We start from the raw sequence: 16,944 nt of genomic DNA on the forward strand, positions 1-16,944 counted from the left end.
GATAGATATGACAGCTGGAGATCTGGATGATCCGGCACAGGTCGTCATAGGGCACGCGACCGAGGAAGTGCACCCGGTCCCAATTGACGCGGTCGCCAAGTTCGGCCTCCATTTCCCCGCGCAGGCCGCCGGGGTGGCTGCTTTCGCGGCCATATGACGTCTCATTGCCGCCGATCATCAGAATGCGGGCATTGGGACGGGCGGCCTGGATTTCGGGCAGCGCCCGCATCATCACATGAAAGCCGCGCGCGCGTTCCATATTGCGGGCAATATAGGTGACGACCTCATCGTTGCGGGTCAGCGGCTGATCAAGCCGCCCCAACCCGACAGAGGCGCTTTGATCCAGCCCCAGCCGGTCACAGCGGATGCCATCATGGCAGACATACATCTTGTCGTGGAACACATCCGGGAAGCGGTCACGCTGCCAATAGGTGGGCACATGGCCCTGATCCACAGCGCCCAAGTTGATCCAAGGGACCACATTGCGGGCGCGGTTGAAAAAGGGCGTCTGCGGATTGGGCGGCGCTTCGGGGTCAAAGCCCACCAGACCGCCGTCCATATTGTAGTAATATTCAAAGAAGCCAATCACCGGCACATCCGGCCACAGATCCTTGAGGAAAGACATCTCGCCCCAGCCGGTGTGACCCAGAATAATATCGGGTTTAAAGCCGGTCTCGCGCTGAAACTCCTGCAGCGCCTGCACCGCACCAAAGCCCGCGCCTGCGGCCGCTTCCCAGTCCTTTGACAGGCCAAAGGCGTCTTTGCCGGGGCGGTGGAACGGCTGATAAGAGAGCGTGTGGACGCCCTTCAGCTGCACATCTTTGCGCTGGGTGAGGAAAACAATTTCATGACCGGCATTCTGCGCGGTCAGCCACTGCAGGATCTCGCGATACTGGCCGGGCATATTCTGATGGACAAACAAAAATTTCATGGGGGCATATTTGGCTGATCCCCTTCGTCAACACAACTGTCTGGCGCGGGATCATGCCGCCCCGGAGCGTAGAACGCGCGCAAAGAAAGCACACCGGCACAGAATTGCAGGCTCTGCCCAACCCACCCGGCCTGCGTGCTTGGCAACAATCGTTAAAGCCAGTATTCCGACAGCAACCGTAGATTTAGAGCTCAATGGTATGATTGAACAAACACGCCTGCCGCAGGTTATGCGGATCACGCCCCCCCGTTTTGGCGACCATCGCGGTTTTTTCTCTGAGAGCTGGAACAAACAGAAACTTCAGGACGCAGGCCTCGATCTGCCAGAGTTTGTACAGGACAATCATTCGCTCTCGCGCGAAGTGGGCACCGTGCGCGGCCTGCATTTTCAGTCACCGCCCCATGCGCAAGGAAAGCTGGTGCGCTGCGGCCGGGGGGCGATTTTTGATGTCGCCGTCGATGTGCGCAAAGGCTCGCCCACCTATGGCCAGTCCTATGGCGAAACCCTGTCGTTTGAAAACGGTGTGCAGCTGTGGATCCCGGCTGGGTTCCTGCATGGGTTCATGACGCTCGAGCCTGACAGCGAGATCATCTACAAATGCACCGACCACTACGCCCCCGAGTGCGATGGCGCGGTCAAATGGGACAGCTGTGGCATTGATTGGCCGCTCGACGGGATCACACCGGTGATTTCCGAAAAAGATGAGCTCGCCCAGAGCCTCGCGGATTTCGACAGCCCCTTTGTATACGAGGCCTAAGCCATGAAAATTCTTGTCACCGGCGGCGCCGGCTTTATTGGATCCGCGGTTGTGCGCCAGGCCGTGAAGGCCGGCCATCAGGTGGTGAACCTCGATGCGCTGACCTATGCGGCCTGTCTGGAGAATGTGGCCTCGGTCGCCGAGAGCCCCCTTTATGCTTTTGAACAGGCCGACATTCGCGACCGCGCGGCGCTGGACCGGATTTTCGCCGCCCACACACCGGATGTGATCATGCATCTGGCCGCCGAGAGCCATGTGGACCGGTCCATCGACGGCCCCGGTGACTTCATTGAGACCAATATCACCGGCACCTTCAATATGCTGGAGGCCGCGCGCAAATATTGGATCGAGGCGGGCAAACCTGAAAGCTTCCGCTTCCACCACATCTCGACGGACGAGGTCTATGGTTCCCTGCCCAATGACCCTGCGGTGATGTTCACGGAAGACACCGCTTATGACCCGCGCTCGCCCTATTCCGCGTCCAAGGCGGCCAGCGACCATCTGGTGCGCGCCTGGGCGGAAACCTATGGCCTGCCGGTGGTGCTGACCAATTGTTCCAACAACTACGGCCCCTTCCATTTCCCGGAAAAGCTGATCCCTGTTGTCATCCTCAATGCGCTGGCGGGCAAGGATCTGCCGATCTATGGCGATGGTTCCAACATTCGCGACTGGCTTTATGTGGAAGATCACGCCGATGCGCTGCTTCTGGTGGTGCAAAAGGGCGAATTGGGCCGGTCCTATAATATTGGCGGCGAAAACGAGCGCACCAATCTGGAGTTGGTCAAAACCCTCTGTGCGATCCTCGATGAAAAACGTCCGCGCGCAGATGGCAAAGCCTACAGCGATCAGATCACCTTTGTGACCGATCGTCCGGGCCATGACGCCCGCTACGCGATTGACCCGAACCGCCTGCGCGAAGAGCTGGGCTGGCGTCCGTCGGTCACGGTGGAAGAGGGGCTTGCCAAGACGGTGCAATGGTATCTGGACAATGAGGACTGGTGGCGCGCGCTGCAGAACCGCGCCGGTGTCGGCGAACGTCTGGGCGTAAAAGCATGAGACAGAAGAAACGGCTTTTCCGGTCGGAAAAGCCGGCCTCCGGCGGGGATATTTGGAAAAAGATGAAAGAGGGCCGCACATGAAGATTCTTGTCTTTGGGGACATCGGCCAATTGGGTCAGGAGCTGCAGCTGCAGGCGGGCGATATCACCCTTGAGGTGCGCGGTCTGGAAGATGCCGATTTCACCAATCCCGAGGCCTGCGCCCAGTGGATCCGTGAAACAGACGCCGATGCGGTGATCAATGCGGTGGCCTATACGGCTGTCGACAAGGCCGAAGAGGAAGAGGCGCTGGCGCTGCAGATCAATGCCACCACGCCCGCCCTGCTGGCACAGGTCGCCGCCGAACGGGGCCTGCCCTTTGTGCATGTGTCGACCGACTATGTGTACGAGGGCAATGGCACCCAGCTCTGGACGCCGGATGCGCCGACTGCCCCGATCAACGCCTATGGCCGCACCAAACTGGCAGGCGACGAAGCGGTGGTGGCAGCGGGCGGCGCCTATGCCATCCTGCGCACCTCCTGGGTGGTGTCGGCCCATGGCCATAACTTTATCAAAACCATGCTGCGCTTGGGGGCGGACCGCGACCGGCTGACCATTATTCATGATCAGGTCGGCGCGCCGACGCCCGCGCGCGATCTGGCCCGCGCCTGCCTCAGCATTGCGTCCCAGCTTTGCGAAGATGCGGGGAAATCCGGCATCTATCATATGCAGGGCGCGCCGCTGGCCAGCTGGGCGGATTTCGCCCGCGAAATTTTTGCCCAGGCCGACCTCCCCTGCGAGGTGGTCAATATCCCCACCTCTGACTACCCAACCCCGGCAGCGCGGCCGCTGAATTCGCGGCTGGATTGCGCCACATTAGAGACTGTTTTTGGCATTGCACAGCCGGACTGGACCCAGGGTCTGGCTGAGATTTTGAACGATCTTGGAGAGACATCATGAGCAAGACGCGCAAAGGCATTATTCTGGCCGGCGGCTCGGGCACGCGGCTGTACCCGATCACCATGGCTGTCTCCAAACAGCTCTTGCCGCTCTATGACAAACCGATGATCTTCTATCCGATCTCGGTGCTGATGCTGGCCGGGATCCGCGAGATCTGCATTATTACCACGCCGCAGGATCAGGACCAGTTCCAGCGTCTTTCGGGCGATGGCAGCCAATGGGGCGTCGACTTCACCTATGTGGTGCAAGACAGCCCCGATGGTCTGGCGCAGGCCTATCTGCTGGCCGAAGACTTCCTTGATGGGGCGCCCTCGGCCTTGGTGCTGGGCGACAATGTGTTCTTTGGCCACGGCCTGCCCGATCTTCTGGCGGCGGCAAACGCCCAAGACAGCGGCGGCACGGTGTTTGGCTACCATGTGGCCGATCCGGAACGCTATGGTGTGGTCGCCTTTGATGACACCGGCCGCGCCTCCGAGATCATTGAGAAACCCGAAGTGCCGCCCTCGAACTATGCGGTGACCGGGCTTTATTTCCTGGATGGCACTGCGTCTGAGCGCGCCAAGGCCGTGAAACCCTCGCCCCGCGGCGAGCTGGAGATCACCGACCTTCTGCAGATGTATCTGGATGAGGGCAGCCTGCAGGTCGAGACCATGGGCCGTGGCTTTGCCTGGCTCGACACCGGCACCCATGCTTCGCTTCTGGATGCGGGCAATTTTGTCCGCACGCTGGAAGAACGTCAGGGCTTGCAGACCGGCTGCCTGGAAGAAATCGCCTATCACGCCGGCTGGATCAGCCGCGCGCAGCTGGCCGAACGCGCCGAGATGTTCAAGAAGAACGCCTATGGCCGCTATCTTCTGGCATTGTTGCGGGACTAACGCCCCTCTGCGGAGACCCAGAATTTCCTTTTTAGGGTCTCTTTAAAGGCGTGATATTGCAATGCGGCACACAGAATATTGACAGCCGGTGGCCAGCTCTCGCAGGGCCACTGTGTTGACTTTTAAATAAAACCACATAACCTTTTGGGGTATGTTAGGCGTTTGCCCGATTTAAGCCCCCCGCTGTTGCGGACTGTGACTTGTTACTTGGTACATATGTTAAGAGGTATTCTATGGCGACTTATTCCCGTAGTGGTATTGCGACCATTTGGGCGTCCGATGACGTCTCCCTTTCTCCCGAATTCGTCAGCAGCAAGGCCACTCTGGCCCTGTACACCCCCACAGGGGTGACGCAGCTGCGCTACACAAATAGCGATCAAGGCGATGGCACCTTCCTGTCCGATCTGAACCTTGATGACAGCGCGCTTTATCTGGATGGGCTGCATTTTGACAGCGACAGCGGTGAAAGCCTCATTGCGCAGATGACCTGGGTGGAAGGCGGCAGCTCGCGCTCCACCACCGTGTTGATCCTTGACCGCAGCGCCGCAGATGGCCTTGGCCACGAGCGGTATATGTTTGCATTGGACGGAGATCCGCTGCCGGTGCTGACCGTCCCGCTGGACTGGCAGACATTTGACGTCTCAATCTCTGCGCTGGATCCGGCCACCGGTGCGCTGGCCCCGAATACCGATATTCCACTGGTGGACATTCTGCAAAACGGGCCCACCAGTAATAATATCGAGGGTACCGAATATGGAGATAATCTGCGTGGCTCGCAGGGCGATGACATGATCATGACCGGCAATGACATGGAGCAGGACGGCGACTATGTTCAGACCCGCAGCGGCAATGACACCGTGGTGATGACCGACAACACCCAGGGCTTTGTGATGCTGAGCCAGACCGCGCTGGATGCGGGCATTACTGTAACACTTGATGGCGTGACCAATACCGGCAGCATCGATAAAGGCCACAATGGTGTGACCACGTTGAAAGACCCCAACAGCCCCGGCAGCCTGCGGTTCTTTGGCACCACTCATGATGACGTCTTCCATGTCTCGGCGAAGGACGATGGCTGGGTGGCGCTGCGCGGCAAGGCGGGTAATGACACCTTCAATCTCGCGGGCGATGTGCGCCTAGACTATTCTGATGCCGGCGACACCGCTGTGACTGTGCGCCTGGACCAGAGCCTGGCCATCAATGACGGTTTTGGCGGGCAGGACACCATCAATGGCGCGGTCTGGGAACTGCGCACCGGCATGGGCGATGACATGGTGGTCGGCACCGACAATGATGAGCGTTTCATATTGCGCGGAGGCAATGACACGCTGAATGCCGGTGGGGGCATTGACCTGCTGCGCTATGACAATGCTGGCGCCGAACAGGTCATCATTGATCTGAGCGCAGGCACCGCCAGCGGCCACTGGTCCGGCAAAGCCTTCAGCCACAGCTTCAGCAATGTGGAACAGGTTCATGGCACCCGAAATGGCAATGACCACATCACCGGCAATGACTCGGCCAATGTGGTCGATGCCTATGCCGGCGATGACACGTTGATCGGCGGCGGCGGTGATGATGAGCTGGATGGCGGCTTTGGCGCTGACAGCCTGATGGGCGGCGATGACAATGACAGCCTGCGCGGCGACACCGGCGCCGATACCCTGCAGGGCGAAGAGGGCCATGACACCCTGCGCGGCGACAGCTCCACGGATATGCTGATGGGCGGGGCCGGCAATGACAGCATGACCGGGGGCACCGGCGATGACACCCTGCACGGCGGCAGCGGGGATGACCGCCTGTTTGGCAATACCGCCCGCGACACCCTTTATGGCAATGAAGGCAATGATTACATCTCTGCCGGCGATGGCGTCGATTGGGTCGATGGTGGCAGCGGCAATGACACCATTCACGGCCGCTCTGGCTGGGACAGCCTCTATGGCGGCGATGGCGACGACAGCCTCTATGGCTCATCTGGTGATGACTATATCAGTGGAGGACGTGACAATGACTGGATCTCGGGCGGCTCGGCCTGGGACCAGCTCTTTGGCAATTCCGGGGATGACACGCTTTATGGCAATTTTGGCTCTGACGTCCTGTCAGGAGGGAGTGGCAATGATGCGCTTTATGGTGGCACAGGCGATGATACCCTGCGGGGGATCTCGGGCGATGACCTTCTGCAGGGCAATCAGGGCGTCGATGTACTGGAGGGGGGCACGGGCAATGACACACTGCGCGGTGGCACCCTATCCGATACCTTCATCTTCACCGAAGGCGACGATCAGGATGTGATTGAAGACTTCCGTCTGGGCGAAGACATCCTCGCCCTCGACAGTGGGCTCACAGGTGGGGTCACCGATACGGCGACTGTGGTGGCGGATTTCACAGCCCTCACCGCTGCGGGTGCCGTCATGGATTTTGGCGATGGCGACACGCTGCTGCTCGAGGGAATCACCACGCTCGACCAGCTGAACGCGCTGGCCGATGACATCACCTTCCTCTGATCTCGGGGCTTTTCGGTCTGGCCATAGCTGACTGCGGCCCGCGATCAGCTATGGCCAGACCGTTTCTTGACCCAGCCCAGAAAGGCCGCGTCGGGGCTGCGCAGGCGGCGGCCGCCCATGCGGGCCCACATGGCGCGCCAGTCGGCCTCCAGCGCATAGACGTCGGCGCCGGGCATCAGGCGGCGGGCCTCTTCCAGGGTCTCGGCCCGCAAATTCGGCGGCGCGGCTTCCAGCACCGGGGTCTTTGGCGTCACCCGAATGAGATCGCCCGGCAGCTCTTCGAGCGCGTAATCCGGCAAAGGTTGCTTTTCGATCATGTCGCGGATCATCTTGCGAAACACCCGACGGGGCGAGGCCGAGCCCGATTTTTTCAGCAGGGTTTCGACCGAGACCTGCCAGCTGTCCTGCCGACCGCAGTGTTTGCGCGCCAGCTCGTAGATGCGCCGTTCCAGCGGTTTGCGTAAACTGAAATACCCCCGGCTCAGCGTCAGCACCGATTTCGACAGCACCGCCCGATAAAGCCAATCCGACAACGTCACCGCCACCGACACCATCCGCCCGCCACGCGACTTGCGGACAATCTCCCAGCTCTCGATCAGACCAAAGCCCGATGTCACCTCGTGACCGCCGGTTTCAATATTGGTGGTGATGCGGGTGCCAGCGAGACGTTCAAAGGCCTCGCGCAGGCGGCGGTACGCATCGCCTGAGGTTTCGCGATTGGTGGCGACCAGCAGATCATGCGCCTTCAGATGCAAGACGCGGCTGACCTGACGGCCCGCGTTCAGCGCCGCCATCAGCTGGCTGATGCAGAAGATCAGAATGTCCTTGTCGTGGATGGTCGCCAGCCCCTTGACCGAGGGCGTTACCGTGATCTGCGCGCCATTGTGCTGATAGCTCAGCACCCGCAGATCCGGCCGCGTCCCCAGAGAGAACAGCGGGTGTTCCATAGATGCCAGATCGTTTTTGGGGATCGCGTCAAAGAGATCGCAGAGGAAGAAATCCCCCTGCCCTTCCGGTGGGTAACCCACCGCATTTGCGCTCACCGCGCCGCCCGTCGCACCGCCGGATGCCATGATGCCTGTCCTGTGTTCACTGCTCTGCTCACCACGCGTGCCGCCTCTTTTTGGGCGAGTCATCTTTCGTGGTTTTGATTACGCCCACCCTAAGGCGCAGGTCCCATTCGGGCAACGTCTGGCTTCGGGGGTTCAGAGTCACGTGATCGGGGGATCAGATTCATTTTATCGGGGTTTTAGATTCACTTGAGGTCCCCAAAAGGCCAAAATCCCCAATGAAAAAAGGGCTTTGCCGAAACGGCTTTTCTGCCTTAACTATAAATAACTAGATTTTAACAGAGATCGATGTGCGCCCTTTGGCACGATCTGTTGCAGAAAACCCCCATATACCCTGCTGCAAACCCCGGATTTGCTTAGAAAATAAGATGGGAATCATCAAAATACTTCCATGTGTCGCCTTTTGTGCTATCTTGCGAAAAAGGCAGCACATTGGCAAAAACCGAACAGAAGCTGCCACAACAGGTTGAGCAAGGCTTGAGGCAAATCAGATGGCACGAGAGACGCAGAAACAGGCAGCGAGCCTTCCCCCCTATTTCAATATTGATCCCGATCAGGCGCTGGCCGAACTGGACCAGCCCACCGACACCGCGCGCTTTGCCTCCATTGCCGAGGCCTGCGCCCGAGGCCGTTCTGACCTCGCCAGTCGCGGTATGGATGACGAGGGCGGCAAAACCCTGCGGCTGTTTTCCACTTGGGAAATCACCCGCTATCTGATCCCCGTCGCCCAAGCCCATTTCCGCCGGGTGCTGAAGGCCAATCCCGATCTGCCGCAGGGACGCAGTGAAACCGAAGGCGGTGCCAAATGGTTCACGCTGGACGAGGTGCTGCGCCTGCGCGCCTTCTTTGCCGCCCAAGGCTCCAAAGCCAAAGACTACCTGCCCTACCGCCCCGAGGGGCTGCCTGCCAAACTGGTGGCGGTGGCGAACTTCAAAGGCGGCGTCGGCAAGACCTCGACCTCGGCGCATCTGGCAATGTCGGCCGCATTAGACGGCTACAAAGTTCTGGTGATTGATCTGGACAGCCAAGGGTCCATGACCTCGATCTTTGGTGGCAAGGTGGAAGACGAATGGCAGACCGCCTTCCCGCTTCTGGCGCGTCACTACGGTGAACATCTGCGCATTGAAAACCAGCGCCGGCTCGATCGCGGCGATGCCCCGCAGCCGCTCGATGAATCCCTGACGGCCGCGATGGAGATGACGGCCAAGGATGTGATCCAGCCGACCCACTGGCCCAACATTGATCTGATTGGCGCGCAGCTGAATCTCTACTGGGCCGAGTTTCAGATCCCGGTCTGGCGCATGGCCGCGCGTTCTTGGAAGCTTTGGGATGCGCTCACCGAACGGCTGGAGGCGGATGGGGTTCTCGACCAATATGATGTGATCTTCATCGACACGCCGCCGGCGCTTGGCTATCTGACCATCAATGGTCTGTCGGCCGCAGACATCCTGCTGGTGCCGATGGGGGCGTCTTTCCTTGAGTTTGACTCCACGGGCCGTTTCTTTGACATGCTGCATTCGACCTTTGCCTCCATTGAGGAAGGCGAGAACCTCGCCGCCCGCGCGCTGGGGCGGCCGGAGATCGGCTTTGAATGGGATGCGGTGCGGGCGGTCATCACCCGCTATGACGGCGCCCAGCAGGGCGAGCTCGCGGGGCTGATGCAGGCCTATATGGGCCCGACCCTGTCGCCGCACCGTCAGGATTTCACCGCGCTGATCGGCCAGGCCGGCGAGCAGGTCAACGGCATCTACGAGGCCGATTACCGCGACTTCAACCGCGAAACTTATGCGCGCGGCCGGGAAACCTTTGACGAGACCTATGCGGCGTTCAAGAAACTTCTGATCGGCGTCTGGCGCCGCGAGGAGCTGGCTGCAGTGCAAGAGACATCTGAGGACCGTGCGGCCTCCTGAGGCGGCCTGAAGAAGGATCTGCCAGAGTAAGCGCTGCCCCATCGGACGTCGGCGCGCTGGCAAGGAAAAGGACAAGACCCATGGCAAAACGCAAACGTTTGATGCCCGCACAGGCCAGCTATCTGGCTTCTGACGCCTCAGAGGCGCCAGCCCCCGCCGCGCCGCTTGGCGTTGGGGCCGCCCCGATTGCTCAGGTGGCCTCCGAGGCCTCGGCCACAGCGGCGCTGGAGGAACTGTCGGGGGTTCTGGAAAATGCCCGTGCAAAAGGGCTGATGATCGAAGAGCTGGCGCTGGATCTGGTCGATGAGACCTATCTGGTGCGCGACCGGATCACCCAGGACGAAGAAGACATGCAGGCGCTGATGACCTCCATCGCCGCGCGCGGCCAGCAGACCCCGATCGAGGTGGTAAAGCTGGAAGGCGCTGACAAACCTTATGGTCTGATCTCGGGCTGGCGACGGCTGAATGCCCTGCGTAGGCTCTATGCGGAGGCCTCGGATCCCCGTTTCGCGACGGTCCGTGCCCGGGTGGTTGCCCCCGAAGGCGCGGAAGAGGCCTATGTCTCTATGGTCGAGGAAAACGAGATCCGGGTGAACCTCTCCCATTATGAACGCGCCCGCATTGCGCTGAAGGCGGTCGAGATGGGGCTTTATGAAGATCTGCGCAAAGCGGTGCTGGGGCTGTTTGGCAATGCCAGCCGCACCAAACGCTCCAAGATCTCGAGCTTTGCCACCCTTGTCGAAGCCTTTGATGCCGAGCTGCGCTATCCCGGTGCGATTTCAGAGAAGCTGGGGCTGGCGCTGGCGCAACGACTGGAGACGGATCCAGCGTTTGCCGATCGCCTGCGGGCCGCGCTCTCGGCGGCCGGCCCGCGTGGTGATGACCGCGATCAAGGGCGTGAAGTCGATGTGCTCAATACCGCGTTGCTTTGGTCTCTAAATGGCGAATTAGAGACTGAAGAGAAGGGCGCGCTTGCGACGCCAAAATCAGAAGAACCGGCCCCTGCCCCGCGGTCTGCGTCTGTTGTGTCTTCGGTCCCGCCTGGCCCGACTGCGCCGCCTTTGAAGACGGCGCAGGCCGAGACCATTTTGCCGGGGGTGGCTCTGTCTTTTGCCCCGGACCGGGGGCGGGTCGAGTTGAGCGGCGAAGGTGTCGATGCAGAGCTTGTGGCTGCGCTGAAGATCTGGCTTGCGACGCGCTAAGCAGATGCGGGCGCGCAGCGCTCAGAGAACAGCTGTGCTGGTTCCGCCTCCTCTTTTGAGGGGGCGGTTTTGCATTTGGGACGGCAGCCGTAGGGTGTCTGTGAGAAAAGTTAATAGGTCAGTAGTGGTGACATATTGTTTCGTGCGCGAAACATTGGGTCAGTTATGCTTACCTATTGTTTCGCATGCGCAACATTGGGTAAAGATATGTGACGTATTTTCAAGCACGCCAATTTGCCCCCTGATCGGCTGTGACGCGGTGGGGGCTGCGGGCGATGTGCTTAGTATTTGGCGTCGAAATTAAAAAACGGGCGGGGTTTTGCGCAATCCTTGCGCAGTTCGAGAAAGCCTTACTCGCGCCTCGCGTGAACTGTGCTATGGCTGAAGGAGAAGCACAGATGAAAAGAAAATGCAGGTAAAGACGCTCTGTTATGAATTTGAGTAATTTTTTACGCATATTCTCCGCAGGGCTGGGGTGCTGTGACGTTTAAGAATCCCGAAAGGGACATGTGACGCGCGCTCCAAAGGAACGAGACGGACTATGAAACTATTTTTATTTTTGCAGCGGCTGACGCGCGGCCATAAGGCCGGCATTGTGCTGTCTTTGGATATGGTGCTTTTGCCACTGGCCCTGTTGTTTGCCTTTGCCCTGCAACCCCAGCCGCAATCGGCGTTCCACCTGTTGGGGCAGATGCTGCCCACCCTGCCCTATGTGCTGGGTTCGGTTGCGGCGCTGTCGCTGTGGCTTGGGCTGCCGCAGATCCAGCTCAAGGCTTATGAGCGCCATGCGGTGGGCCAGACCGTGGTTGTTGCCGCCTCTGCCACCGCGATTGAGGCGACCCTCTGTCTGATCTTTGGCCCCGATCTGGCGCTTGGCACCCATGTGGTGTTTGGCCTTTGCTATTTCCTTTTCATGGTGGCGGTGCGCGCCGTGCTCTATCAGGTGGTGCTGGCGATCTATCGCCGCGTCCGCCCCTGCCGTCAGGTGCTGATTTATGGCGCGGGCGCGACGGGCACCCAGCTGGCCCAGGCGTTGAAGGCCCATGACCAGATTACCCCAGTGGCCTTTATTGATGACAATGTCTCGTTGCAGGGGGTGACCCTTGTGGGCCTGCCGGTTCTGGCCCCGGGCGAGATTGCCGCCCTGGCGCGCGATCGCGACATCAGCCGGGTGCTGCTGGCCATGCCATCGCAGTCCCAGCCGAAACAGGTCCAGATCATCCAGCGTCTGCAGAAATTGGGGCTCGAGGTGCAGGCCCTGCCCTCCTTTGCCCAGCTGATTGGCGAAGAGGCGCTGGTGGATAAGCTGAAACCGGTGGCGCCGCAGAATTTCCTTGGCCGTGACACCCGCAGCCTGTCCCTGAATGAGGCCAGCAGCTCTTACACGGGGCGTGTGGTGCTGGTGTCCGGCGCGGGCGGCTCTATTGGGTCGGAACTGTGCCGTCAGGTCTTGGCCTGCCGCCCGGCCAAACTGGTGCTTTATGAACTGTCGGAACTGGCGCTTTATACCATCCATCAGGAACTGTCTCAGGTGGTGGATGGCACCTTGATCGAACTGGTGCCGGTGCTGGGATCGGTGACCGATCCGCGTCAGGTGCGCCGGGTTCTGGCCGATCACGAGGTGCAGGTGGTGCTGCATGCGGCCGCCTATAAACATGTGCCGCTGGTGGAGGCCAACCCGCTGCCCGGTCTGGCCAATAATGTCTTTGGCACCCGCACGCTTGCGCGCGCGGCCGCAGACCAGGGCGTGGAACGGTTTATTCTGATCTCCTCCGATAAGGCCGTGCGCCCGACCAATGTGATGGGGGCCTCCAAACGGCTGGCGGAGCTGGTGGTGCAGGATCAGGCCGCGCGCGGCAGCGACACCGTCTTCACCATGGTGCGCTTTGGCAATGTGCTGGGCTCGTCCGGCTCGGTCATTCCGCTGTTTCAGGAACAGATTGCCCGCGGCGGACCGGTCACCGTCACCGACCCGCGGGTAAAACGCTATTTCATGACCATTTCCGAGGCCGTGCAGCTGGTCTTGCAAGCGGGCGCCAAAGCCCGCGGTGGCGAGGTCTTTGTGCTGGATATGGGCGAACCCATCTCGATCCTGCAGCTGGCGCGGCAAGTGATCGAGGCCGCAGGCTATGCGGTGCGCGATGAGAAACGCCCGGATGGGGATATTGAGATCAATATTATTGGCCTGCGCCCCGGTGAGAAGCTCGAGGAAGAGCTGACCATCTGCGAAGAGCTGATCACCACGGGCCACCCCAAGATCTTCTGTGCCCGCGAGGCGGTGCTCTCGGAAATCGAGGTGGCGGGCTTCCTGCGCAACCTGCGGCAGGTGGTGGCGGCTGGCGATGAACTGGCCGCAAAAACCCTGATTGCGCGCTGGGTCGAAGGCTATGGCGCGGCGCTGGCGGATCAGCAGCTGAGCCGGGGCGATGCCTTGGCAGGCGTGCCGGCTCGGGCGGGGTATGCCGTGGGCACAGACAGGGAAGCCGCTTTGGAGGCAGGGCTGGATCCGGCCGGGGCTGACTTTGCGGATCCCGGCGCGGATCCGGCTGCCGATCAGGGTGTGGACCGGGGCAAGCGTGCCCCGAAAACCACCCCACAATCCGCCGGTGGCCTTGGCGTGTGATCCTGCCTTGATCGGGTTTCGGCCTTCGGGTCTAAGCTGGCGGGGACAGGCCATTTGAAGCCGTAAGACGACAAACAGGGACAGGCCCCGCGTGCCACATACAAAAATCACTTTGCTTGGGGCGATGGCCCTTTTGGGCCTGCCGCTGTGGCAGAGCCCTGCGTTTGCACAATCGGTGCAGCCCACCGCATCGCCTGCGGCCACCGCAGAGGAGGCCCCGCGCGCCCTGCCCTGGCCGACGCCGCCCAGCGTTAATTTCTATGGTGCGCCAGGGCTTGTGGATATGCCAAGCGCCGAGATGTTTCCCGATGCGCAATTTGTTACATCGGTGGCCTCATTCGCGGGTCAGACGCGTTATTCGTTGCAGTTCCAAGCCCTGCCATGGGTCACCGGCGCTTTTCGCTATAGCGTGATCAAAGATCGAAATCTCTTTGGCTTTGGCGATTATTATGACCGTAATTTCGATGTGCGGTTCCGGTTGCTGAAAGAGGGGCGCTATCGTCCAGCTGTGGCTTTGGGGCTACAGGATTTTGCGGGCACCGGCATCTTTGGCGGCGAATATCTGGTGGCAACCAAAGGCTTTGAGCTGCCGCAGGTGCCGGGGCGGTTCAAGGTGACCACCGGGCTTGGTTGGGGGCGTCTGGCCACCAGTGGATCGATTGCCAGTGTCGGCACGCGCCCGCGATTTGCTTCGGGAGACACAGGTGGTGAACTGTCGGTGGACCAATGGTTTCGCGGCGATATTGCGCCCTTTGGCGGTATTGAATGGACACATGGCAAATGGGGGCTGAAGGCCGAATATTCGTCGGATATTTATGATCAGGAAACCCGGCAGTCGGATGTGTTTGAGCGGCGCTCCTCGCTGAACTTCGGGGTCGAGTATCAGGCCAGTCGTCAATTGCGGCTTGGAGCCTACTATCTGTACGGCGATGCGATTGGGGTCAACGCTCAGTTACAGCTGAACCCGCGCCACGCGGCCACGCCGCTGCAGGTGGCCGCCCCCTACCCGGTGGTGCCGCGCAGCGCCTGGGCCAAGGACGACACCCTGTGGTCGCAGGGCTGGGTCAAGCGTGAGGCCGCAAAACAGAGCCTGCGTCAGGCGCTGTCCGAAGCGATGACCGCCCAGAACCTCATTCTGGAAAGCGTGACCTTTGGGCCGACCGAGGCCGAGGTGCGGTTCCGCAATACCAAGTTCCGCAGCGAAACAAACGCTGTGGGCCGGGCTGCCCGCGCCATGGCTGCGACCCTGCCGGCTTCTGTTGAAACCTTCCATATTGTGCTGGTCTCGCGCGGTCTGGGCCTGAGCCGGGTGACCCTGCGCCGGTCGGATCTGGAGGCGCTGGAGTTTGCCCCCAATGCATCCGATGCGCTCTGGGCGGTGACGGGCGTCAGCGATGCGGGCCCGGCCAGTGCAGAGGCGCTCTTGGATCCGGAGCTCTATCCGGCGTTTTCCGCCTCGATCAGCCCCTATGCCTCGCCGTCTTATTTCGACCCCTCGGTGCCGTTCCGGCTGGATGTGGGTCTTGACTATGACGCCAGCTACAGCCCGGCGCCGGGCTGGCGCTTTGCCGGGGCCATTCGTCAGCGGATCTGGGGCAATGTGGCGGACGCTCGCCCCGGTTCCTCGCGGCTGCCGCAGGTGCGCACTGATGGGCGCGAGTTCGCGCAGGAAAATGTCACCCTGAACCGGCTTTATGCCGAACGGCGCTGGAAGATGGGGCAGGATCTTTATGCCCGCGCCACCGTTGGTTACTTCGAGAGCATGTTTGGCGGGGTTTCGGGCGAGGTGCTGTGGAAGCCGGTGAACAGCCGTCTGGGCCTGGGGCTGGAGGCCAACTATGTGCGCCAGCGCGCCTTTGATCAGCGTTTGGGCTTTCAGGATTATGACGTGCTGACCGGCCATGCCTCGGCCTATCTGGAGCTGCCAAAGAACTATCTGTTGCAGGTGGATGCGGGCCGCTATCTGGCCGGCGATATTGGCGCCACCGTGGCGCTGGAACGGACCTTCTCCAATGGCTGGCGCTTTGGCGGGTTCTTCACGCTGACCGATGTCTCGGCCGAGGATTTTGGCGAGGGGTCGTTTGACAAGGGGATCCGGGTGTCCATTCCTCTGGGCTGGCTGGTCGGCAAGACCACCCGCAGCGCCTATGGTCTGACCATTCGGCCCGTACAGCGCGATGGCGGCCAGCGGGTGCGTGTGCCGGGCCGGCTTTATGGGGAAATCCGCCGCGCTCATACCCACAGCCTGCAGGCACAAACCGCGAGGATCTGGGAATGAGGCTGGGACGGATCGGAATGGGACATATCGGGCTGGCAAAGATGGCGCGGGCTTTTGGGCTGATGGCGGGGCTTGGGCTGGCGGCCTGTGCCCAGGGCCCCGATCGCACCCCGCTGGAGCTGGAGGTTCTGAATGCGGTGCGGGAGGGGATCCGCAAAAAAACGCCCGCAGAGCCGCCGGTGCTGACCCGGGCGCTGCTGAACACGGTTCCGGTGCCACAGCTCGAGATGATTGTCGAACGCGTCGATCTGCGTGACTATCTGGTGCCGCAGGATCTGGGGCGGGGAACAGCCCGGCGCAGCGGTGATGGCACGCCGGGGCGGATTGAACAATGGCGCGCTGTGGATGATATCACCTTTACCTTCCGCGACGGGATGCTGGTGGCCAGCCGCGGCGTGCCATTTGACGGGCTGTTGTCAGCCGCCGTCGCCGCAGACGGGCAGGGGGCTGCCGGGCCCGCCCGTGGTGGCGCGCGGGTGATGCAGTACCGGGGCGGCGATAATGAGGTTTTCACGCTCTCCCTGAGCTGCCATCTGGAGAATTTGGGACCGGTCACACTTGAGGTGGTTGAAGAGGTCTACCCCACAACCCATCTGCGCGAATCATGTGAAGGCGCGGGAGGCACAATCACCAATGATTACTGGGTGGATCGGCGCGACGGCCGCTTGTGGCAATCGCGGCAGTGGCTGGGGCCCAACACGGGCTATATCCGCTTCCGATTGGTGCATTTGGGCCTGGGCGCGCGTAAAAATGTCACGCTCATGCGCGGAAGTTGACCGCTTATGCGGCACCTGCAAAATA

At 61.0% G+C, this 16,944-nt stretch carries 12 protein-coding genes; 10 read left to right on the top strand and 2 right to left on the bottom strand.

Annotation, left to right across the window (positions count from 1 at the left end; all coding sequences use genetic code 11):
• The coding region (locus TRM7557_RS15200) for a glycosyltransferase family protein (protein ID WP_058291082.1) at positions 1-931 on the bottom strand (931 nt) is incomplete at its 3' end.
• A gap of 199 nt (positions 932-1,130) precedes the next feature.
• Here TRM7557_RS15200 and rfbC point away from each other — a divergent pair.
• From rfbC to TRM7557_RS19770, 5 genes are all read left to right on the top strand, one after another.
• Positions 1,131-1,688, top strand: coding sequence for a dTDP-4-dehydrorhamnose 3,5-epimerase (gene rfbC / locus TRM7557_RS15205; protein WP_058291083.1), 558 nt, complete (start codon positions 1,131-1,133; stop codon positions 1,686-1,688).
• Between the two features lie 3 nt (positions 1,689-1,691).
• A complete protein-coding gene (rfbB, locus tag TRM7557_RS15210) occupies positions 1,692-2,744 on the top strand; it encodes a dTDP-glucose 4,6-dehydratase (protein ID WP_058291084.1) in 1,053 nt (350 codons plus the stop codon).
• A 79-nt stretch (positions 2,745-2,823) separates the two neighbouring features.
• Positions 2,824-3,684, top strand: coding sequence for a dTDP-4-dehydrorhamnose reductase (gene rfbD, locus TRM7557_RS15215; RefSeq protein WP_058291085.1), 861 nt, complete (start codon positions 2,824-2,826; stop codon positions 3,682-3,684).
• Positions 3,681-4,559, top strand: a complete 879-nt coding sequence (gene rfbA, locus TRM7557_RS15220) for a glucose-1-phosphate thymidylyltransferase RfbA (RefSeq protein WP_058291086.1) — start codon at positions 3,681-3,683, stop codon at positions 4,557-4,559. Before rfbD ends, rfbA begins: the two co-directional genes overlap by 4 nt.
• A 233-nt stretch (positions 4,560-4,792) precedes the next feature.
• On the top strand, positions 4,793-7,060 hold the full coding sequence (locus TRM7557_RS19770; RefSeq protein WP_058291087.1) for a calcium-binding protein: 2,268 nt from the start codon (positions 4,793-4,795) through the stop codon (positions 7,058-7,060).
• Between the two features lie 44 nt (positions 7,061-7,104).
• Here TRM7557_RS19770 and TRM7557_RS15230 read toward each other — a convergent pair whose 3' ends face one another.
• On the bottom strand, positions 7,105-8,133 hold the full coding sequence (locus tag TRM7557_RS15230) for a replication initiator protein A (RefSeq protein WP_058291088.1): 1,029 nt from the start codon (positions 8,131-8,133) through the stop codon (positions 7,105-7,107).
• 488 nt (positions 8,134-8,621) lie between these two features.
• Here TRM7557_RS15230 and TRM7557_RS15235 point away from each other — a divergent pair, with 488 nt between their 5' ends.
• From TRM7557_RS15235 to TRM7557_RS15255, 5 genes are all read left to right on the top strand, one after another.
• Positions 8,622-10,040: an AAA family ATPase gene (locus TRM7557_RS15235; RefSeq protein ID WP_058291089.1), complete on the top strand. Its 1,419-nt coding sequence runs from the start codon at positions 8,622-8,624 to the stop codon at positions 10,038-10,040.
• A gap of 80 nt (positions 10,041-10,120) precedes the next feature.
• Positions 10,121-11,242, top strand: coding sequence for a ParB/RepB/Spo0J family partition protein (locus tag TRM7557_RS15240; RefSeq protein WP_058291090.1), 1,122 nt, complete (start codon positions 10,121-10,123; stop codon positions 11,240-11,242).
• Between the two features lie 541 nt (positions 11,243-11,783).
• Complete coding sequence (locus TRM7557_RS15245; protein WP_235811490.1) at positions 11,784-13,865, top strand: polysaccharide biosynthesis protein; 2,082 nt, start codon at positions 11,784-11,786, stop codon at positions 13,863-13,865.
• Between the two features lie 91 nt (positions 13,866-13,956).
• The gene (locus TRM7557_RS15250) at positions 13,957-16,143 is read left to right on the top strand and encodes a YjbH domain-containing protein (RefSeq protein ID WP_235811491.1); all 2,187 of its coding nucleotides are present in this window, start codon (positions 13,957-13,959) and stop codon (positions 16,141-16,143) included.
• 17 nt (positions 16,144-16,160) lie between these two features.
• Complete coding sequence (locus TRM7557_RS15255; protein ID WP_235811492.1) at positions 16,161-16,919, top strand: YjbF family lipoprotein; 759 nt, start codon at positions 16,161-16,163, stop codon at positions 16,917-16,919.
• Positions 16,920-16,944: the final 25 nt, after the last annotated feature.

This window comes from Tritonibacter multivorans, from assembly GCF_001458415.1.
Taxonomy (GTDB): domain Bacteria; phylum Pseudomonadota; class Alphaproteobacteria; order Rhodobacterales; family Rhodobacteraceae; genus Epibacterium; species Epibacterium multivorans.